15 protein-coding genes are annotated in these 19926 nt (G+C 63.2%); 5 read left to right on the forward strand and 10 right to left on the reverse strand.

What is annotated here, in order from left to right; genetic code table 11:
* Window positions 1-30: 30 nt before the first annotated feature.
* Genes ACFZAI_RS04945 through ACFZAI_RS04955 form a run of 3 tightly spaced genes read right to left on the reverse strand, consistent with a single transcriptional unit; the run spans window position 31 to window position 7495 of the window.
* Window positions 31-3426 (reverse strand): response regulator, encoded by a 3396-nt coding sequence (locus tag ACFZAI_RS04945; RefSeq protein WP_391565864.1) that lies wholly within the window; start codon window positions 3424-3426, stop codon window positions 31-33.
* Window positions 3427-3440: 14 nt separating this feature from the next.
* A complete protein-coding gene (locus ACFZAI_RS04950; protein WP_391565865.1) occupies window positions 3441-4658 on the reverse strand; it encodes an EAL domain-containing protein in 1218 nt (405 codons plus the stop codon).
* A 2-nt stretch (window positions 4659-4660) separates the two neighbouring features.
* Window positions 4661-7495 (reverse strand): ATP-binding protein, encoded by a 2835-nt coding sequence (locus ACFZAI_RS04955; RefSeq protein WP_391565866.1) that lies wholly within the window; start codon window positions 7493-7495, stop codon window positions 4661-4663.
* Between the two features lie 287 nt (window positions 7496-7782).
* On the opposite strand from ACFZAI_RS04955, the gene ACFZAI_RS04960 reads away from it, so the two are divergent.
* Entirely contained in the window at window positions 7783-8592 is an 810-nt protein-coding gene (locus ACFZAI_RS04960; protein WP_391565867.1) for a hypothetical protein, read from the forward strand.
* Between the two features lie 39 nt (window positions 8593-8631).
* Here the strand turns inward: ACFZAI_RS04960 and ACFZAI_RS04965 are convergent, their stop codons facing one another.
* Window positions 8632-9075 carry a gas vesicle protein gene (locus ACFZAI_RS04965; protein WP_391565868.1) on the reverse strand — a complete coding sequence of 148 codons (444 nt, stop codon included), beginning with the start codon at window positions 9073-9075 and terminating at the stop codon, window positions 8632-8634.
* 46 nt (window positions 9076-9121) lie between these two features.
* On the reverse strand, window positions 9122-10504 hold the full coding sequence (locus ACFZAI_RS04970; RefSeq protein WP_391565869.1) for a ParB/Srx family N-terminal domain-containing protein: 1383 nt from the start codon (window positions 10502-10504) through the stop codon (window positions 9122-9124).
* Window positions 10505-10653: 149 nt separating this feature from the next.
* Here ACFZAI_RS04970 and ACFZAI_RS04975 point away from each other — a divergent pair, with 149 nt between their 5' ends.
* The gene (locus ACFZAI_RS04975) at window positions 10654-11325 is read left to right on the forward strand and encodes an ankyrin repeat domain-containing protein (RefSeq protein ID WP_391565870.1); all 672 of its coding nucleotides are present in this window, start codon (window positions 10654-10656) and stop codon (window positions 11323-11325) included.
* Window positions 11326-11372: 47 nt separating this feature from the next.
* Here the strand turns inward: ACFZAI_RS04975 and ACFZAI_RS04980 are convergent, their stop codons facing one another.
* Window positions 11373-12482, reverse strand: a complete 1110-nt coding sequence (locus ACFZAI_RS04980; RefSeq protein WP_391565871.1) for a porin — start codon at window positions 12480-12482, stop codon at window positions 11373-11375.
* Between the two features lie 276 nt (window positions 12483-12758).
* Here ACFZAI_RS04980 and ACFZAI_RS04985 point away from each other — a divergent pair, with 276 nt between their 5' ends.
* From ACFZAI_RS04985 to ACFZAI_RS04995, 3 genes are all read left to right on the forward strand, one after another.
* Window positions 12759-13412: an NUDIX domain-containing protein gene (locus tag ACFZAI_RS04985; RefSeq protein ID WP_391565872.1), complete on the forward strand. Its 654-nt coding sequence runs from the start codon at window positions 12759-12761 to the stop codon at window positions 13410-13412.
* Window positions 13413-13508: 96 nt separating this feature from the next.
* On the forward strand, window positions 13509-14351 hold the full coding sequence (gene prs, locus ACFZAI_RS04990; protein ID WP_391565873.1) for a ribose-phosphate diphosphokinase: 843 nt from the start codon (window positions 13509-13511) through the stop codon (window positions 14349-14351).
* A 22-nt stretch (window positions 14352-14373) separates the two neighbouring features.
* Complete coding sequence (locus tag ACFZAI_RS04995; RefSeq protein ID WP_391565874.1) at window positions 14374-16065, forward strand: nicotinate phosphoribosyltransferase; 1692 nt, start codon at window positions 14374-14376, stop codon at window positions 16063-16065.
* On the opposite strand, the gene ACFZAI_RS05000 is transcribed toward ACFZAI_RS04995, so the two are convergent.
* The 4 genes from ACFZAI_RS05000 to cyoB are packed head-to-tail and all read right to left on the reverse strand — an operon-like array spanning window position 16062 to window position 19924.
* Complete coding sequence (locus ACFZAI_RS05000) at window positions 16062-16847, reverse strand: SURF1 family protein (RefSeq protein WP_391565875.1); 786 nt, start codon at window positions 16845-16847, stop codon at window positions 16062-16064. The two genes, ACFZAI_RS04995 and ACFZAI_RS05000, sit on opposite strands and share 4 nt — an antisense overlap.
* Window positions 16847-17290: a cytochrome o ubiquinol oxidase subunit IV gene (gene cyoD / locus ACFZAI_RS05005; protein ID WP_391565876.1), complete on the reverse strand. Its 444-nt coding sequence runs from the start codon at window positions 17288-17290 to the stop codon at window positions 16847-16849. The genes ACFZAI_RS05000 and cyoD overlap by 1 nt, the downstream gene beginning before the upstream one ends.
* Window positions 17287-17928, reverse strand: a complete 642-nt coding sequence (gene cyoC, locus ACFZAI_RS05010) for a cytochrome o ubiquinol oxidase subunit III (protein WP_054422759.1) — start codon at window positions 17926-17928, stop codon at window positions 17287-17289. Before cyoC ends, cyoD begins: the two co-directional genes overlap by 4 nt.
* A complete protein-coding gene (gene cyoB, locus ACFZAI_RS05015; RefSeq protein ID WP_391565877.1) occupies window positions 17921-19924 on the reverse strand; it encodes a cytochrome o ubiquinol oxidase subunit I in 2004 nt (667 codons plus the stop codon). The genes cyoC and cyoB overlap by 8 nt, the downstream gene beginning before the upstream one ends.
* Between the last annotated feature and the right edge of the window lie 2 nt (window positions 19925-19926).

Below are 19926 nucleotides of genomic sequence, written 5' to 3' on the forward strand. Positions count from 1 at the left end.
ATGATTTGTCGGCCTATTCTGCACCAAGAATCAAACTTGGACCAGAAGCTCTTTGAGTTCAACCATCAGCGTCAAAGCGTCCTGCAAGGCTTGTTCGTCGCGGTCATTGCGCTTGAGCCGGGATTCGATGGCTTCAAGCGCTGATGACAGTGGCGTCATTTTTACCATTACCAGCGCGCCGCGCATGCGGTGCATGATTTGCAGCGCCACCAGCAGGTCGCGCTTGGCGATGGCGGCTTCCAGTTTGGCCAGATCCGACTCCATGGTGTCCCGGAATAGCCGCCGGTACTTGGCGGGAACGAGCGGAGACAGCGCCTCGTTGTTGGCGGGTGCGGGGGGCGCATCGGCAGTGGCGTTCGCATCGGCAGCGGCGGTTGTATCGGCAGCAGCGGTTGCATCGGCAGCAGCGGTTGCATCGGCAGCGGAGGTCGCATCGGCAGCGGTGCCGGGCGTGTCTGACGGGGCCGCCGCCTTGCTGTGGCGACGTGGCGCCACGTTGCCCAGGTGGTGCCGCAAGGTGCTCAGTTCAATCGGCTTGACCAGCCAGGAGTTCATGCCCGCCGCCATGCAGCGCGCTTCCTCGTCGCGCATGGCGTTGGCGGTGACGCCGATGATGGGCTGCGTGAATCCGCGTTCGCGCAGCGTGCCGGTCAGTTCATAGCCGTTCATCTTGGGCATGTTGACGTCGGTCAGCAGCACGTCGTAGTCGCCCAGCTCCCACAGCGCCAGCGCTTCCGCGCCGTCGGCGGCCACCGTGACGGTACAGCCCAGTTGCTCCAGCTGATGGCGCAGCGTGGCCTGGTTGATCGGGTTGTCTTCGGCCACCAGGACGCGCAGGTCCAGCGGGTCGTGGATGGCGTCGGCGCTGGCGTTGTGCGGCACGACAGGGTCGCCTCGCACCAGGCGCGCGATGGCGAACCCAATGCTGTCCAGGTCGTGTCCGTCGATCTGTTCCGGCGCGCCGGCGGCGCTGGCCCAGGGGTCGCCCGCCGCCAGGTAATGCCCGGCCCAGTTGACGGGCTGAGCGTCGTTGGCGCCGAGCAGGTCGAGGTAGACGTCATCCCGTTCGCCGCGCGGCTGCGCGTCGGTGGCGGGCAGCGCGGTACCGCCCCAGCGATTCAGCCACAGGCAGACGTTGTCCGTCAGTTCGTGATGCGGGCTGCGTACAAGGATGCGGATGCCGCGCAGATCGGGCAGCTCGATGTCGGGGCCTTCGGCGTGCTGCAAGACGAGGTCCAGCGCGAAACTGCTGCCCAGACGCAGCTCGCTCGTCACGCGGATCTGGCTATTCATCAGCTTGGCCAGACGGGCGCAGATCGACAGGCCGATGCCCGCGCCGCGCACGGTGTGGCTGGCGCTGTCAATTTGGTAGAACGGAGAAAAGAGCTGGCTTTGCTCTGCTTTGCCGATACCGATGCCGGTGTCCACCACCTGCAATGTCAGCCGTTGCGTGCCGTCTTCCAGGTCCGCCCCTCGCAACCGCACGATGACGTGGCCGGACTCGGTGAATTTGATGGCGTTGCTGAGCAGGTTGCTGAGAATCTGCCGGATGCGCACGGGGTCGCCCATCGTCCACGGCGCGACGGAACCCTCTACACAGGCGAACAGCAGCAGCCCCTTTTGCCCTGCCATGGCGGCAAACGAGCGCGTGCAGCTTTCCACCAGTTCGCGCGGGCTGAAGACGCTGGACTCCAGCGCCAGCTGACCCGACTCGATCTTGGTGATGTCCAGGATGTCGCTGATCAGTTGCAGCAGAATCACCGACGAGTTCTGGATGCGTTCCAGATGCTGGCGTTGTTCGGTGTTCAGTTCGGTCATGCCCATCAGTTCCAACGTTCCCAGCACGCCATACAGCGGCGTGCGGATTTCGTGGCTCATCGTGGCAAGAAAGGTGGATTTGGCTTCGCTGGCTTTGTCGGCATCGCGCTTGGCCTGCGCCAGCGTGCGTTCGATTTCGGCGCGTGCGCTGATGTCGGCGAACGCGCACAGCACCACGCTCTGCTTTTTGTAGCGGGTGGGCGAATAGGCCACGTACAGCGGGCGGCCATCGTCGGCGTGGAAGGTCTCGATGGTGCCGGGTTCCGTGGCGTCAAGCACCTGGTCCAGCAGGGGCTGCGCGGCAGGCGAGTCGCGCAGCCCTTGTCCGGCTGCCGCACCCAGCCATTCCAACGCCAGGCTGTTGGCGAACAGCACATCGCCATCGGCTCGCGCCAACACGCATAGCGCGATGGGCGCGGTCTGAATCAATGTCCGATTGAATTCTTCGCTTTCGGCAATATCGCGATGCGCGATCTGCGCAGGCTCAATCACGCGGCGGTTGTACCAGCGCTGATAGCCGATGCCGCCTGCCAGGCTCAGCAGCAGCGCCAGCAAGGCGCTGACCGGCAGCCAGAGATTGTCTTGAAAGAAGTTGCCATAACTGACGCGGTAATGCGCCGTCCACCGTCCCGCCGGGTCTGTCACCTGCATGACCAGGCCATCGGCCATGTAGTTCAGGCCATCGTGGCCGCCCACGGGGGCGGGGGTGTCGCCGATCATCAGGCCTTCATCACGGTGGCTCAGCCAGAAGGCGTCGTATTGGATGGAGGGCAGCGCCTTGTCGTAGATGTTGATGCGGTTACGGCTGAGCAGGGTAATGGCGTAGACGTCGGCGGCCTTGCCGTCGCGATTGCTCCAGGCGGCGTTGGGCAGGCCGGCGGCCATGATGCCGATCATGCGGTTGTCCAGCCCCGGCGCGCGGAACCAGTGCACGGCGCGGGCGGGTTCGTCGATGCGTTCCCCGTCGGCGGCGTCGGCCGCGTCAGCCGGGGGCGTCGTGACGGGCAGCGGCCTGTTCAGCCACGCGCGCACCCCTTCATCCACCCACAGCAAGGTGCCTTCGTTCAGCGGAATGCCGTAGCCGGGCTTCACGTTGATGGCGGGTACGGCCAGCGTGAGGCTGTCGGTTCGGTTCACCAGAAAGGCGGCCGCCGACGGAAAGTACGAATTGGCCCAGAACGTGCTGTAGAAATCGGCGAAGTAGCCGGCCGCCGCCGGCACGGGGCTGCCCGCCGCCGGGCATTCGTCTGGGTAGCGGCAAAGCAGCGAAAACGGCATGGCCACAAACGCATGCTGACCGCGGTAGAGCCGAAAACCGGGGCGCGAAGCCGGCACCGGGGCGCCCAGCTCAACGTGTTCGATCGGCGGCCGGTTATCCAGGCGTTGATTTTCTTTGCTGAACTGGATCAGGAAGCCTTCCTGTTCGTGGATATAGCCCACGAGCACGGCGAAATCCATCAGCAGACGGTCTTCTTCCTGCTTGATGATGCGTTGTGCGCCCCACAGCAGAGCGCCGATCAGGATCAAGGCAACGGGCAGAATGCCGAACAGGGCGGTATTCAGGCGGCGAGACGAGCGAGCGATCCTGCTTAACGGCGTTTCCTGCATACGCGGCAGTGGTCCTATAGCGGATGGGTGGCGTACGGGCGGGGTTCGTTAGCCAGCAAATCGGTGAAGTCGTGGGCGTTGACGGCGGCGGATATCAGGAAGCCTTGGGCGAAATCACAGCCGATATCGCGCAAAAACTCCAGTTCTTTCGTGGTTTCCACCCCTTCGGCGGTAATCAGCAGCCCTAACTGGCGGCCGAGTTGCACCGAGGATAGCAAGGCGGCGGCGCGGACTCCATCTTCGACCACGCCGTTGACGAAGGCGCGGTCAATCTTCAATTCGGTGAAGGGAGTGGAAATCAAGGTGTACATGGAGTTGTATCCTTTGCCGAAATCGTCCTGCGCCAAACCGAAACCCTTCAAGCGCAGGCGGCTTGCCCCCATGTAGTACTGGCCTGGAAGCGTTGCGGTGTCGTCTTCCAGCAGTTCAAAGGTGACGTCTTCGAAAGGGACGCCGTGTTCCGCGACAAGATTGTAAAGCTGGTCGGGCAGCTCAGGTTCATCAAGTAACCGCGTGGGCAGATTGACCGAAACCGGCATCTTGAACCCCAAGTGGCGCCAACGGCGGTAGGCCGTCAGCGCGTCTTCCAGCATCCGCATCAACAGGGCGTGATCCAGGCCATGATGCCGCACTGCGCCCAGGAAAGACGCGGGCAGCATGAAGCCGAACTCCTGGTGATGCCAGCGCGCCAACGCTTCCGCTCCCACGATATTGCCGGTGGCCAACGCCTTCTTGGGCTGGAACCACGCCTGAATCTGGCCGGTGTTCAGCGCCTTTTCCAAGGTTTGGCGTTTAAACAGCCGGGCGGCGTCCAGCGCCGGCGCCAGATGCGCGGCGGGGTCCGGGCGCGCCTGGCAAAGCCGGTTCGCCAGCGCCTGCGCATTTTCCCGCGTGACGGGTTTGGTGTAAGCGCCAATCACGGCCAGCCCCTTTTCCTTGGCCATCAAGCTGACGCTATTCATGATGCGGCGCGAGCACGCGGTGGTGATCGCCAGCATCGGGCTCAAGTGCTGGCGGGCCAATTCATGGATGAACTGCACGCCGTCCATGCCCGGCATGTTCAGCTCCATCAGAATCAGTTCATAGGAATGCGATCGCGTTTTTTCCAGCGCCTCTTCTGCCGTGCTCGCCATGTCCACATGTTCGAAACCCGCGTCTTCGAGCAGGCTGCGCATCTGCGCGCATTGGAAAGCGTGGTCGTCAAGGACCAGTACCTTGTAAACGGAAAGCATCGTTAACTCCGGGGTTCTTTGACCGTTTGCAGGGTTTGACGCAGAACGGCTAGGGGCAAGGGCTTGACCAACAGGCTGGTCATGCCCGCATTCATGCCGCGCCGCTGTTCAGTGGGAAATGCGTTCGCGGTGACCCCGAGGATGGGCTTGTCGTATCCGCGCTTTCGCAGGATGCGCGTGAACTCGTAGCCGTCGACCAAGGGCATGTTCAAGTCGGTCAGCACGGCGTCAAAGCTCATCAGCTCGGGCAGGTTCAACGCTTCCTGGCCGTTGCCCGCCAAGGTGACGGTGCAGCCCAGATGCTCAAGCTGCTCGCGCAGGATCAATTGGCTGATGGGGTTGTCTTCCGTGACCAGCACGCGCAGGCTCAGCAGTTCCGGCTTGGCCTTCGCGTCCAGGGAAGCCAGGCGCGCCGCGCCGCCTTGGGCCAGACGTACGGCGTGCTGGATGCTGGCCTGGTTGTAGGCGGTGGCGAACCAATTGCGATGGCTGTCGTCAATGCGCGGGCGCAAGCCGGGCGGATGAATGATGACCTGCGGGCCCGTCCAGTTACTGATCTTTTGCGCGTGCGGCCAGGCCTGCACCAGCACCGAGGGTTCCGCCGATGGGGTGCTTTCGCCTGTGAACGGCAGCGCTATCGCGCCCCACCGGCGCAGCCAGTCGCACAGATTGTTGACGATCTCGGGGACGGCCCCTTGCACGTAGACGGTGCTGTTATCCAGAGGCGCGCAAGCGGCCTCCGGGGCGTCCGGCGCCAGCGGCAGGCGCACTTCGAAGGTGATGCTGGTGCCCAGGCCGGGTTCGCTGACGGCGTTCAAGCGGCCGTTCATCATGTCGGACAAGCGTCGGCAGATGGACAGGCCCAGCCCCGTGCCAGGCGCTGAAACGCCGTTATCGGCATCCACCTGGTAGTACGGTTCAAACAAGCGGGCCTGATGCTCGGGCGCGATGCCGGCGCCGGTGTCGGCGATTTGGAAGCACAGGTCGACGGCGTCCCTGCAACGGCTGTTGACCTTCAGGCGCAGGACGATTTGCCCGGAGTCCGTGAACTTGATGGCGTTGCTGACCAGGTTGTCGAGAATCTGCCGGATGCGCGTGGCGTCGCCTTCGACCGAGGGGGGCGTGTCCGCGTCGGCCACGGCGTAGCTGCGCAAGCCCTTGGCGTGCGCGCGCGCAGAGAAGCTGGCGACGACATTGTTCAGCAGCTCGACGGGCGAGAACGCTGCGCGTTCCAGGACGGTGTGGCCGGCCTCGATGCGTGACAGGTCCAGCGTGTCGTTGATGGTGCGCAACAACGTGGAAGAAGATTGCTGGATGGTTTCAAGGTATTGCGACTGCTGGCCATTCACGCGCGTCAGCGAAAACAGTTCAAGCGTGCCAAGAATGCCGTAGAGCGGCGTGCGGATTTCGTGGCTCATGGTTGTGAGGAATACGGTCTTGGCCTGATTGGCGGCCTCGGCGTCGCGCTTGGCTTGCAGCAGCGAATACTCGATACGCTTGAGCGCCGAGATGTCGCTGATGCCGCACAGCACCACGGCTTCACCGCGATAGGTGGTCGGCGCGAATGTCAGGTACGCCGTGCGTCCATCCTTCAGCTTGTGCTCGCGGCCCATTTCATCGCCCTGATGAGACAGAATTTCCGCGCGCCAGCCCGGTGTGCCTTGGAACCAGCGGCGCGCCATGTCGTTGGACAGGACCACTGCGCCGTCAGAACGCCGCAGCAGGCACAGGCCCACGGGTGCAACTTCGATCAGCTTGCGGTTCAGCGACACGCTGTCGGCCAGCGCTTCATATTGGCGCAGCGCCGGCAGCACCAGCCTGCGGCGGATGTAGCGCACCCGCAAGACCACCATGATGATCAGCATCAACGAGGTAATGGACGCCATCTGCAAGGCGAAGGCGTTGTCGCGCAGCACATGCAGGATGGGCGTGTAGTACACGAGCCGCCAGCCGTCGTCACCCACCGATTTGCTCAGGACGAGATACTCGGGCAGCCAACCCCGGCCCTGAAGGCCGAAGGCGTCTTCGCGCATGCTTTTGGTCAACGTGTGTTCAACGGCGTTGCCGTCGGGGCTATGCAGCACGGGGCGGATTTGCTCGTCGAACAGCACATAATTTCCCGCGCCGAAACGCGGCGCGTTCACGGCGGTTTCCACGCCGTGCACTTCAAGCCCGATCCAGCCGGCTTCGGGGTGAACGGGGTCTAGCGGGGTGAACAGGAACAGGCGCTTGACCGTATCTTGCGGCGGGTGCAGCCAGACGATGGGCGCTTGCCCGTGCGGGGCGGGGCGCGTTTCGATATCGGTCAGCGTCAGCGCCAGCCACTGTTGAATAGCCGGGGGAATGGTGGATACGACGATCTGGCCGTGTGCGGCGACGCGCGTGGTGGTGGCGTTGCGTAGCGAGCTGTAGACGACTTTGGTGTTGGCCAACGCCATGCGCCGCAAGTCGCGAGGGGTGAGGATCAACGCCCAATCGAACGCGTCGGGCGCGTCTTGCAAGGGCAGCACTTCAATTTGGCCTGTCTGGCCGAAATGCGCAGGCGTTTCGCTGATGGGCGTGTGGTTGGCGTTGCGCACCGCCGACGCCGCAATCGACCGCAGCAAGGCTTCACGCTGATCAAAGAAAAGCTGCGCTTCGTAAGCCGCCGCGTTCATATGGCGGCGATACGTGGACACGACGTTGCTGAAGGTCCAGTACAGATAGAAGGTTGCGCCCGCCGCGATGCAGACGAGCAGCGCCACTGCCAGAAAGTGCAGCAGTAAAGAGGCGGCGCGTGGCGCGGCCTGAGGTTCTAGGGCGAGTGCGCCACGGTCTTCTACCAGCATTTGACGCATGGTAGAAACACCTGCTTACCCAGAGAATAAGAAGAATCTCAAAGTAGGTAAGACGTTGACGCCGCCCCTGGCAAGGCCAACATTGCGCAGGGATTAAGAATCTTCTTGTTCATTCTGCGGGCGGCGTTAGGCACCATTCCCAAGATATCGGACTCCGCCACGATCCAGCTGCGCACCGGGCTCAGGCGCCGCGCCGCCACTGCCTACGGCGGGTATACGTTAATCGAGAACTGAATGAAATTGTCCCGGACCCGACCTTCCGCGCATCGCCACGCCCGGGTGACGCCATGAGAGACGACGCTCGATTCTGGTCTCGTTGCAGCGAATCCGTGTTGTTGCGCTTTCAGCCCGTATTCACAGCGCAAGGGCAGGTCTACGAATATGCCGTGCTGGGGCGCAGCCGCCCGTCTCCCTGGAGCGGATTGAATCCCTCCTGCTTGGGAGCAGGCCTTCAGGCGGGGGCGGCCTTCTTCAAGAAGTTCCATGCCCCAATCGACATCTCGTTCGAACATCCGCTTGATGTCACGGGCACAGGCGATCTTGCCGAACGCTTGTGCGCGGAACTGGGCATTGGCCTGGAAGGCGATCGCATCTGGATCAACAAGTCGGCCCACCACGATGACGAATTGCCCTTGATGCTGGCGAGCAAGCGGCTCATGTTCACGTTGCCGCTAACCGAACGGCTATCGGAACGCGCGGACGTGCTGGCGCGATACCCCGAATTTCAGGCTCGCCTGCGCGCGCGTCTGGTGCCTGCCAGCAGCAATGGCCGCGTTCTGGAATGCGGCACATTGCGCCCCGACGGCTTGCAAGTGCATATTCCGTTGGGCTTGTCCGAAAACCGTTCCTTGCAGGGCCGCTTCTTCACGCTGATGGAACGCGCATGGAACGCCAAGCTGCACGTCGTGGCGGGCGGCGTCGATGATATCCGCGACTTTGCCTGGATGCGCTTGCACAGCGATCTGCTGTTTCGCGGCCATGCGCTGTCTGCGCCGCTTAGCGCGGAATGCCTGGATTCCTGGCTGCAAGCCGATAGTAGCGCGTGGCGTAGCTTCAACGCCTGCACCACGCGCTATGTCGGCGCAGACGGGTTGTAAGCCGCTGAACCCGTCCGCTCCAGCCCGCCCGCCCCAGCCTTAGCCCGCTTGCAGGCGGCCCAGGATGAAGCCGTCTACCGAGCTCGTGCGGCCGCGCCACAGCGTGGGCTGACCGGCGATGGGCGAACCGTCTGCCGAGAAGAACAGCGCGTCGGCCAGGTGGATGTAATTGGGCAGCGGGTCCACCGGCTGCGGCACGCGGAAGACATCGCCCAATTCCGCCAGCGACGTGCGCACACCATTACGCGTATCCGCATCCAGCGTGTCCAACGATTCGGTAAAGCTGGCGGCGAAGCGGTCAAAGTAATCGGCGCCCGACACAATCGACCCCGACACCAGCATGCCGCCCATCTGCAACGTCACGCCGATGCTTTCGAGCTGGCTGCCGTTGTTCACCAGATTGACCAGGAACTGAAGAAAGGCGTCCGCGCTGGGAGCCGCGTTCGAATTGGCGCTGGCGGCGATGGGGGAGTCGATGCTCATGGGTGACGTCTCTGAAAATGGGTCGGAAGTGCGACAAGATACTCGATTACCAGCCCCAGCAGGTGCCGGTGGCGGGTTTGCCGCAAGCACGGTAGTTGACGGCGAACCACAGCTTGCCGGCGTTGCGCGGCGAGCCATCGGTCTTGCGGTCCACGCGGGGCAGCTCTTCCAGCGCGTCGCGTGAATCCTTCACCGAGACGCCATTGGCCACGTTGGCGGTCAACGGGATGCCGCCCAGGCTGGCGGCGGTAAGGTCTTCGAACACGACGTCCGTCGGGGCCAGGGCGCCCATCTTCAATGCGGCGTCGCGCACGGCGGCGGCGTAGCTGTCGTTGGCGCCGCCTGGCGCCAGCGTGGCGTTCATCGTGCTGGCCGCCAGAATTTGCGCGGGCGTTGCGGGCGCCACCATCTTGTACTGGTCCAGCGCGGGCAGTTGGCCGCTGGCCACCTGACGCCGCAGCCAGTCACCCCACAGAAATTCCGCAAACTCCGGCAGGCTGCCGTTCTTGTAGGCGACGTCGCGCGTGAAATACACCAGCGAGCGGTAGCGGTCTTCCTGCATGCCGCCGGCTTCGTCCGTGCTGGCCAGCCCCAGGCGGCTGGGCAGTTGGTCGACGGTGATCGGCTGGTTCTGGCCGTCGCGCAGCCAGGCGCGGCGCTCGTCAACCATGCGTTGCCAGAACGCGGCGGCGGTGGTGAGGCCGCTGTAATTCGCGTCTACCTTGACCCACACCGGCAGCTTCGGGCCGCCGTCGAAAATTTCCCGCAGCGACGAGAACGTGTGATGGCCGTCGGTCAGATACAGATTCCCATCCCAGCCGACCACGACCGTCTTCAGGTTTTCGGTATGCGTGCCGGGCGCGTCCTTGCAGGCGAAGGTGGCGGGCTGGTCCAGGCGGGCGGCGCGGGCGGCGGCGATGTCAGCGAATTTCTGCGCCCGTTCGGTGCCGCCCATGTCTTCGCAGTAGTCGTCGAATTTCTTGCCGACGGTGCGGTCCAGATAGTCCAGCTGCAGGGTGGCGTCGGCCGACCAGGTGGGGCGGTTGAAGTCGCCTTGCCAGCGGCCCAGCTTGTAATAGATCTGGTCGTAGCCGATGGCGGCTTGCGTGGGGTGCAGTTCTTCGATGCGCACCTGAATGACGTCACCGGGTTTCGCGTTCAGATAGGCGGTGTTGCGCGACGGCGTTTCGGGTTGGGGCTCCGGTTCCGGCGTGGGTTCGACGACGGCGGGCGGGGGCGTGACGATGGGAGAGTCTTCATCGTCATCGCCGCCACCGCCATTGCACGCGGCAAGCGCCAGCGGCAGCAGGGCGGCGGCCAGCACGCGCACCAGCGGAGATACCCCCGGTGATCCCTGCTTGGACCGCAGCGCAGACACGCTGCGGCGGGGCGAAAGGGCGGGCTTCGGAGGGAGGATTTCAGGAGTCATGGGCCGAGATGCGTCTGCGTTCTAAAGGTATCCAATCATGACTGCCGCGTGTTTCCCCCGTATTGCACCGAAAAGACAGCGCGCCGATTTCCTATTCCTTACAGGCTTGTCCATAATCATCGGTCGATTCAGACAGGAGGATACCGGCAATGGCGATCATCAAATTCTGGCGGGCCTGTTTTGTGTTGGCGGTCAGCGCGCTCGGGGCGGGCGCCCATGCCGCGGTGGACCCGGCTGCGCAATTGCGCGATGCCGCCGCGCAGGGACAAACGGCGCGGGTGCGCGAATTGCTGGCGCAAGGTGTGCCGCTGGAAGGGCGGGACGTGCAGGGCAACACGGCTTTGCTGCGGGCGACGCAAGCGAATCAGGTGGACGCCGCGCGTGCGCTGATCGAAGCGGGCGCCGATGTGAATGCGCAGAACCGGATGCAGGACAGCGCCTATCTGCTAGCGGGAGCCGAAGGCTATCGCGAGATCCTGGACCTGGCCTTGCGGCATGGCGCTGACTTGAAAAGCACCAACCGCTATGGCGGCACGGCGCTGATCCCCGCGTGCGAACGCGGGCATGTGGAAGTGGTGAAGACGCTGCTGCAAGCGGGCGTTGATCCCGATCACGTGAACCGGCTGGGGTGGACGGGCTTGCTGGAAGCCATCATCCTGAGCGACGGCGGGCCGCGGCATCAGGCGATTGTCGCGTTGCTGATCGCGGCGGGCGCCGATGTGAACCTGGCCGACCGCGATGGCCGGACCCCGCTTCAGCATGCCCGGCAACGCGGGCAGGCGGAAATTGTGCAGATGCTAGAGCGCGCGCACGCGCGCTGAACGGCAACGTGGCCCGCCAGTACGGCGGGCCACGTTTCGTCATCCGCTTAGAACTGGTGGCGGATGCCCAGGCCTGCGGCGGTGCTCTTCAAACCGTCGATGAACGCGTAGTCCGTACCGTACGAACCGTAGGCGTACAGGTTGGTGCGCTTGGACAGGTCGTAGGTGTAGCCCACGCTGTACACGTTCATGTTGGCGTCGCCGCCCGTCAGCTTGTCGTTGGACGGGGCCACGTGCTGCCACGAGGCGAACACGCTGCTGGCGCCGCCAACCGGCAAGGTCGCGCCCAGCATGTACGAGTTGGCCTTGAAGCCGTCCACGAAACGGTTGGTGCCGAACTCGTCGCTGAACGGGGTGCCGGCGGGCAGGTCCTGGCCGACGAACCAGCCGTCAGTGGTGCGGCCATAGGCGGCGGCCAGCTTCACGACTTCCAGGTCATACGACACGCCCAGCGCGTACTGGCGCGGCGTAGCGTTGCTGTCGATGGTGGTGCTGCGGTTGGCGCCGTTCAATTGGTCGTACGTCAGCGCAACGTTCAGCGGGCCTTGCACATAGCGCAGGCCGGCGGTGATGCCGCGCGTGTTGTCGGCGGTGCGGAAGCCCGTTTGGTCAGCGGTCGTGTCGTCGGCGTTGAACGAGTAGCCGATGCCGAATTCAAAACCGTTCACCGAAGGGGTGCGGTACATGACCATGTTGTCCCAGCGCATGGTGTTGGCCGCGCTGAAACCCAGGCCCAGGTTGGATTGGGTGTAGCTGGTGTAGAAGGGATCGATGTCGGCCAGGTAGTTCGAGCCGATCGTGGCTTGGCGGCCGAAGTCCAACTGGCCCCAGGCGTCGTTGGCCAGGCCGATGGTGGCTTGGCGGCCGAACAGGCGGCCCGATTGTCCGCGCTGGCCGTTGGCGGAGTCAAACCCGCTTTCCAGCTTGAAGACGGCGCGCAGGCCGTCGCCCAGATCTTCGGAACCACGCAGGCCCCAGCGGGAGCCGGCCTGGATGCCGTTGATCATGCCGAGCTTGCTACCACTGTAGCCATCGCCCTTGATCTTGTTGTAGCCGAGGCCGGTGTCGATGACACCATAGAGGGTGACTGACGGTTCTGCCTGAGCAATGCCTGTAAAAGCGGTCAGCATCGCAGCGGCGAGCAGCGTCTTTTTCATCCGGGGATCTCCTGGGAATTGGGGTGGGAAAAAACAAAGGGAACAGCACATCCGGCAGTGAGCCGAACGGTGTTCCCGGCCGGAAGTATAAAACAATTACGTTATTTTCTGCGTCATTTGCTGTTTACTGCCTGGGATGTTCCGTCTATTGCGTCTAATTCTTGGCGCTTGGGTACCGGCAAGATGGCGTGTTGATGACCCGCCTGATGGGCGTCATTTGACGGCTGCACGCCATAGTGGCATCTTGCCCCGAACCCGCATTCATGGAACCCGCCCGTGGACTATCCACTGCCTCTAGTCACTGTCGACGCCGTCTTGCTCACCTTGCGGGCAGGCGGTTTGGAAATTGCCCTGCATCAGCGCGACCGCGCGCCGTTCAAGGGCGCGATGGCCTTGCCGGGCGGCGTGGTGCATGCGGACGAAGACGACCACACCGAAGCCAGCATTCGCCGTGTGCTGCGGGAAAAGACCGGCTTTGAACCCCGCTATCTGGAACAGTTGCAGGTGTTCTCGGGCAAAGAGCGCGACCCGCGCCAGTGGTCGTTGTCGGTGTCGTACGTGGCGCTGGTGCCGGCCGCGGAATTGGAAGCGGCCAGCCAAGCCGGTTTCCGTTTCGTCAGCGTGGACGCGCTGCCGCTCCTGGCGTTTGACCACGCCGATATCGTCGCCGCGGCCGTCACCCGGTTGCGCAACAAGTCCAGCTATTCCACCTTGCCGTTCTTCCTGCTGCCCGAACGCTTCACGCTGACGGAACTGCAACACACCTACGAAGCGATCTTGCAGACGCGGCTCGAGAAATCGAACTTCCGCCGCAAGATGGACGCCTGGGGTGTGCTGGAAGATACCGGCGAGCAAGTCGGGGGCGCGCAACGGCCCGCGCGCCTGTACCGCCTGAAGGACTTCACCTTGTTCGACCGCAGCGTCGGATAGCACTGGGCGACGTCCATTCACTACTTAGTTGCAAACAAACAATAAGTAGGTTTATACTCGCTTCACTTAGTTTTGAAATGCCACTAAGGGCTGATCATGTTCACCATCACTGCGGTAGTAGAAGGACAACGCATCACCGGCACGCCGGCCGCGTTTGTATTTCCCGGCGGCGAAAGCCAGGTTACGGTGCCGGCCAGCTTGCAGGCCCAAGCCGATGCCGCCAGCGCGTTCCGCATTCACGCCTTGCTGAAGTCGGCCAACGACGTCATGCAATTGCTGATGCTGACGGACGCGCTGCGCCGCCTGAACCCGGGCGTGCCGGTTCACCTGGACATGCCTTACGTGCCGTACGCGCGCCAGGACCGCGTCTGCAATCCCGGCGAAGCCTTGGGCGCCGCCGTCTTCTGCAAGCTGATCAATGACCAGCAGTACGCCACCGTGACGGTCGTGGAACCGCACAGCGATGTGACGCCGGCGTTGCTGCAACGTTTGCGCGTGGTGGACGCCGCCGCCTTCCTGAAGAACGCGCTGGCCGCTCCCGCCTTTGCCAAAGGCGTCACGTTGATGGCGCCTGACGCGGGCGCCCGCAAGCGCGTGCAGGCCCTGGCCAAGACGCTGGGCGTGGCGCACGTGCGCTACGCCGAAAAGGTGCGCGACACGCAAACCGGCCGCATCACTGAAACGCGCGTGCCGGACGATATCCCCGATCAGCCCGTGCTGGTGGTCGACGACATCTGCGACGGCGGCCGCACCTTCCTGGAACTGGCCGCCGCGTTGAGCGACAAGACCCGCCAGCCGCTCTACCTGTATGTCACGCACGGCATCTTCAGCAAGGGGCTGGCCGAACTGAACGCCCGCTACGCCGGCATCTTCACCGCCTATGACTGGACGGACGCGACAGGCGCGAATGCGCCGGTGCTCGTCAATATTGAAAACTGAACGCCAAGAAGGAACCTGCACCATGAATGCCTCCGATCGCCTCACCGTCAAGAACGGCATCAATCCCTTCCTGCAAGCCGATTTCTACAAGACGGGCCACCCGTTCCAGTACCCCAAGGGCACCAACAAGATTCTGGCCAACTTCACGCCGCGCTCGGCTCGCCTGGCGCCGGTGTTGCCTGAACTGTTCGACGACAAGATCGTCTGGTTTGGCCTGCAAGGGTTCATCAAGGAAATTCTGATCGATCTCTTCGACCGTGAATTTTTCGGCAAGCCGGCAGGCGCCGCCGTGCGCCAATATCAGCGCCGTGTGGATAACGCGTTGGGCAAGGGCGCGGTCACCGTGGACCACTTGCAGGCCTTGTATGAGCTGGGCTATCTGCCGCTGGAAATCCGTTCGTTGCCGGAAGGCGCGCGTGTGGATATCCGTGTGCCGCCCGTCACTTTCATCAACACGCATCCCGACTTCGCGTGGCTGGTGACCTACATCGAAACCCTGTTCAGTTGCGAATCGTGGAAGCCATCGACGGTGGCGACCATCGCCTTTGAATACCGCAAGCTCTTGACCTACTTCGCACGCCTGACGGGCAGCCCGATGGACTTCGTGAACTGGCAGGGCCACGACTTTTCCATGCGTGGCATGTCGGGCCTGTATGACGCCCGCAAGAGCGGCGCGGGCCACTTGCTGTCATTCACCGGCACCGACACCATTCCCGCCATCGATTATCTGGAAGACATCTACGGCGCCGACTCCGACCGCGAATTGATCGGCGGTTCCGTGCCCGCGACCGAACACTCGGTAATGTGCCTGGGCAGCAAGGAAGGTGAAATCGAAACGATCCGCCGTCTGGTCACGCAGGTTTACCCGGCGGGCATCGTGTCGGTGGTGTCGGACACCTGGGACTTCTGGCAAGTGGTGACGGATTTTGCGTCAGCGTTGAAGGGCGAAATCCTGGCGCGCGAGCCGGATGCGTTCGGCAACGCCAAGGTGGTGTTCCGCCCCGACTCCGGCGACCCCGTGAAGATTCTGACCGGTTATTACTGCACCGACGTGTCCCGCGTGGAAGACGTGGCCGCCTTGGCCACCGCCCGCCGCGAGGGGTTCGAAGCGGTGCGCGATGCGGCAACCGGCACGTACTGGCTGCTGGATGACAACGGCCGCGCCGTTCAAACCCTGCGCGAGCCCGAAGTGAAGGGCGCCGTGCAATGCCTGTGGGATATTTTTGGCGGCGTCGTCACTGACCGCGGCTACAAGCTGCTGGACCCGCACGTGGGCCTGATCTACGGCGACTCCATCACGCTGACGCGCGGCCGCGACATTCTGGTCCGGCTGGAAAAGAAGGGCTTCGCCTCGGGCAACGTGGTGCTGGGCATTGGCTCCTACACCTATCAATACCTGACGCGCGACACGTTCGGCTGGGCGTTAAAGGCCACCTACGCGGAAGTCAACGGCGAACCGCAGGAACTGGTGAAAGACCCGGTGACGGATTCCGGCGTCAAGCGTTCGGCCAAGGGCTTGTTGCGGGTGGATGCTACCGCCACGGGCTATGTGCTGCACGATCAGCAGACGGCGGATGCGGCCGAAGGCGGCGCGCTGGTGCCGGTGTTTCGCAACGGCGAGTTGCTGGTTGAGCAAAGCCTGGCGCAAATCCGTGAACGGCTGCAAGGCTCGTGGACGTGCCCCGAGCCCGGCAGCATTCACTGGCCTGTCTAGGCTTTGCCCCGTGCGCGCTTTTCTTCGCGCACGAAAATCACCACGCCGACGATGATCATCAGCGCCAGCGCATACCAGGTGATGGCATAGACCAGGTGATTGTTCGGGAAGGTCAGCACCGTCAAACCGCCGACGGGGTCGCGGGCCGGGTCGCGGCTGGGGCTGGACGCGGCGTCGGCGTCGATGAAGTACGGCGCCACGTCCGTCAGCCCGCGCGCCGTGGCGATGGCCGGCAGGTCGCGCGAATACCAAAGGTTGGATGCGGGATCGTTGTTGCGCAGAAAGCCGCTGCCCGGTTCTCCCATGCGGAGCAGCCCGGTCACGCTGCCTTCGGCGGGCGGTTGCGCGGTGTTGGCCTGGCTCTTGCGCCATTCCGGCAGCACGAAACCGCGGTTGACCAGCACCGTGCCGCCCTCGGGCAGTTGCAGCGGCGTCATGACCCAGTAGCCGCTGCCCAGCTCGGTGGCGGCCTGCACCAGCGTCTGCTGGTCGTACAGGTACTTGCCCGTGGCCGACACATGGCGGTATTCGGCGTTGTTGAAGCTCAGTGCGCGCCAGTCACGCTTGCCGGGGGCCGGCGTGGTGGGCGCATGCGCCCGCTGGTTCACTTGCGCGATCAGGTCACGCTTCCAGGCCAGACGGTGCACCTGCCAGGTGCCCAGGGCGCACAGCCCCGCGAACAGCGCAACAGCAACCACCCCCAGAATGACCAGGGTGGTTTTGCTGCGCGGACTACGGGGGGTGTCGCCGGGGTGTTGTTGAGTGTTTTTTACTACAGCCATCAGGGCATTTTCCGCATGTCGTGTGTGGACATGGGCATCATATTGGAGTTCAAGTGATACATGATCCAGATTGACCCGCTGAGCGTGATTACGACCAGCACCAGCGTGAATATTAACGCCAACATATTCCAGCCGCTTTCGGACTTGGCGTCCATGTGCAGGAAGTAAACGATGTGGACCACGATCTGCACCACGGCAAACGCCAGGATCACCAACGCCGTTGTACGCGAGTTGGCGAAGACGCGGTCCATCACCAGCCAGAACGGAATGGCCGTCAGAATGGCCGCCAGCACGAAGCCGGTGACGTAGCTTTTCAGGGTGCCGTGGCCGGCGCCGTCGTCATGGTCGTCATGACCATGACCATGGCCGTGGCCGTGGCCGCCGCCATGGCCGCCGTGTCCGCCATGTCCGCGATCAGCCAGGTTATCCATGTGCGAGCTCATGGCAGCACTCCCATCAGATACACGAAGGTGAACACACCCACCCAGATCAGGTCCAGGAAGTGCCAGAACATCGACAGGCACATCAGGCGGCGGCGGTTTTCAGGGATCAGGCCGTGCATCTGCACCTGAATCATCATCGTCACCAGCCAGACGATGCCGAAGGTGACGTGCAGGCCGTGCGTGCCCACCAGCGTGAAGAACGACGACAGAAAGGCGCTGCGCTGCGGGCCTGCGCCCTGGTGGATCAGGTGCGCAAATTCATACAGTTCCAGCGACAGAAAGCCCAGGCCCAGAATGCCGGTAACCGCCAGCCACAGCTGGGTCGCGCCGATCCGGTTGCGCCGCATCTCCAGCATGGCGAAGCCATACGTGATGGATGACAGCAGCAGCAGCGACGTGTTCACCGCCACCAGCGGCAGGTCGAACAGGTCAGCGCCCGACGGCCCCGCCGCGTAACTGCGGCCCAGCACGCCGTAGGTGGCGAACAGGCACGCGAAGATGAGGCAGTCGCTCATCAGGTAGACCCAGAACCCAAGCAGGGTGCCGTTCTGGGGATGGTGTTCGCCCGCAACGTAGAACACGGGCTCCGGGGGCGGCGCGGTGCCGCCGGGCAGGGTGGGGGCCAAGGTATCAGACATGTTTCGCTAACAACCTCGTGCGGGCGTCTTCTACGCTTACGACCTCAGCGGCCGGCACGTAGTAGTCGCGCTTGTAGTTGAAGGTATGGATGATGGACACCAGGATCAGCGCCGCGAACGACAGCACGGCCAGCGGCCACATGTGCCAGATCAGCGCAAACCCCATCACCACGCTGATCGCCGCCAGCACGATGCCGGCCCAGGTGTTCTTCGGCATGTGGATGGGAATGAAGCCCTGCTGCGGCCGTTCGTAGCCGTGCTGCTTCATCTGCCACCAGGCGTCCAGGTCATGCACGCGGGGCGTGAAGGCGAAGTTGTAGTTGGGCGGCGGCGACGACGTCGACCATTCCAGCGTGCGGCCATCCCAGGGGTCGCCGGAATCGTCGCGCAGCTGGTCGCGGCGGCGGTAGCTGACCACCAGCTGGATGATGAAGCTGGCGATGCCGCAGGCAATCAGCAAGGCGCCGAAGGCGGCCACCTGGAACCAGATTTGCAGCGACATGTCTTCGAAGTGATTCACGCGGCGCGTGACGCCCATCAGCCCCAGCACGTACAGCGGCATGAAGGCCACATAGAAGCCCACCAGCCAAAACCAGAACGAGCACTTGCCCCAGAAGGGATCAAGCTTGTAGCCGAATGCCTTGGGGAACCAGTACGTGATGCCGGCCATCAGCCCGAACAGCACGCCGCCGATGATCACGTTGTGAAAGTGGGCGATCAGAAACAGGCTGTTATGCAGCGCAAAGTCAGCGGGCGGCACCGCCAGCAGCACACCCGTCATACCGCCAATCACAAAGGTGACCATGAAGCCCAGCGTCCACAGCATCGGCACTTCAAAGCGGATGCGGCCGCGGTACATGGTGAACAGCCAGTTGAAGATCTTCGCCCCGGTCGGGATCGAGATGATCATGGTTGTGATCCCGAAGAACGAGTTCACGCTGGCGCCCGACCCCATGGTGAAGAAGTGATGCAGCCAAACCAGATACGACAGCACCGTGATCACGACGGTGGCGTACACCATGGACGCGTAGCCGAACAAACGCTTGCGGCAGAACGTGGACACCACTTCCGAAAAAATGCCGAAGGCGGGCAGGATCAGGATGTAGACCTCGGGGTGGCCCCAGATCCAAATCAGGTTCACGTACATCATGGCGTTGCCGCCGAAGTCCGCGGTGAAGAAGTTGGTGCCTACGTAGCGGTCCATCGACAAAAGCGCCAGCACGGCCGTCAGCACGGGGAAGGCCGCCACGATCAGCACGTTGGTGCACAGCGCCGTCCACGTGAAGATGGGCATGCGCATCATCGTCATGCCGGGCGCGCGCATCTTCACAATGGTGACCAGCAGATTCACGCCGGATAGCAGGGTTCCCACCCCCGCTATCTGCAAGGCCCATATGTAGTAATCCACCCCCACATCCGGGCTTTGCATGATCCCCGATAACGGTGGATACGCCAGCCAGCCGGTGCGCGCGAATTCGCCCACGAAGAGCGACATCATCACCAGCACGACGCCGCCTGTCGTCATCCAGAAGCTGAAGTTGTTCAGGAAGGGAAACGCCACGTCGCGCGCGCCGATCTGTAGCGGCACGATGTAGTTCATCAAGCCCGTGACCAGCGGCATGGCCACGAAGAAAATCATGATCACGCCGTGCGCGGTGAAGATCTGGTCGTAGTGGTGCGGCGGCAAATAGCCTGTTGAATCGCCAAAAGCCACCGCCTGCTGCAAGCGCATCATGATGGCGTCGGCAAAGCCGCGCAGCAGCATCACGATGCCCAGAATCACATACATGATCCCGATCTTCTTGTGGTCGATGCTGGTGAACCATTCGCGCCACAGATAGCCCCACTTCTTGTAGTACGTGATGGAGCCCAGCACGACGATGCCGCCCGCCGCCACCATGAAGAAGGTGGCGAGCAGGATCGGTTCGTGAAAGGGGATGGCGTCCCAGGTCAGGCGGCCAAAGAACAGCTTGATGAGGTCTGGTTGATCAGGCATCT

The organism is Achromobacter sp. NPDC008082 (assembly GCF_042957345.1).
Taxonomy (GTDB): Bacteria; Pseudomonadota; Gammaproteobacteria; order Burkholderiales; family Burkholderiaceae_B; genus Achromobacter; species Achromobacter kerstersii_A.

What these genes read in the sequence shown, in the direction of transcription:
- ACFZAI_RS04945 (WP_391565864.1), bottom strand. Translation starts at nt 3,426, where the DNA reads ATGCAGGAAACGCCGTTAAGCAGGATCGCTCGCTCGTCTCGCCGCCTG.
- ACFZAI_RS04950 (WP_391565865.1), bottom strand. Translation starts at nt 4,658, where the DNA reads ATGCTTTCCGTTTACAAGGTACTGGTCCTTGACGACCACGCTTTCCAA.
- ACFZAI_RS04955 (WP_391565866.1), bottom strand. Translation starts at nt 7,495, where the DNA reads ATGCGTCAAATGCTGGTAGAAGACCGTGGCGCACTCGCCCTAGAACCT.
- ACFZAI_RS04960 (WP_391565867.1), top strand. Translation starts at nt 7,783, where the DNA reads ATGAGAGACGACGCTCGATTCTGGTCTCGTTGCAGCGAATCCGTGTTG.
- ACFZAI_RS04965 (WP_391565868.1), bottom strand. Translation starts at nt 9,075, where the DNA reads ATGAGCATCGACTCCCCCATCGCCGCCAGCGCCAATTCGAACGCGGCT.
- ACFZAI_RS04970 (WP_391565869.1), bottom strand. Translation starts at nt 10,504, where the DNA reads ATGACTCCTGAAATCCTCCCTCCGAAGCCCGCCCTTTCGCCCCGCCGC.
- ACFZAI_RS04975 (WP_391565870.1), top strand. Translation starts at nt 10,654, where the DNA reads ATGGCGATCATCAAATTCTGGCGGGCCTGTTTTGTGTTGGCGGTCAGC.
- ACFZAI_RS04980 (WP_391565871.1), bottom strand. Translation starts at nt 12,482, where the DNA reads ATGAAAAAGACGCTGCTCGCCGCTGCGATGCTGACCGCTTTTACAGGC.
- prs (WP_391565873.1), top strand. Translation starts at nt 13,509, where the DNA reads ATGTTCACCATCACTGCGGTAGTAGAAGGACAACGCATCACCGGCACG.
- ACFZAI_RS04995 (WP_391565874.1), top strand. Translation starts at nt 14,374, where the DNA reads ATGAATGCCTCCGATCGCCTCACCGTCAAGAACGGCATCAATCCCTTC.
- ACFZAI_RS05000 (WP_391565875.1), bottom strand. Translation starts at nt 16,847, where the DNA reads ATGGCTGTAGTAAAAAACACTCAACAACACCCCGGCGACACCCCCCGT.
- cyoD (WP_391565876.1), bottom strand. Translation starts at nt 17,290, where the DNA reads ATGAGCTCGCACATGGATAACCTGGCTGATCGCGGACATGGCGGACAC.
- cyoC (WP_054422759.1), bottom strand. Translation starts at nt 17,928, where the DNA reads ATGTCTGATACCTTGGCCCCCACCCTGCCCGGCGGCACCGCGCCGCCC.
- cyoB (WP_391565877.1), bottom strand. Translation starts at nt 19,924, where the DNA reads ATGCCTGATCAACCAGACCTCATCAAGCTGTTCTTTGGCCGCCTGACC.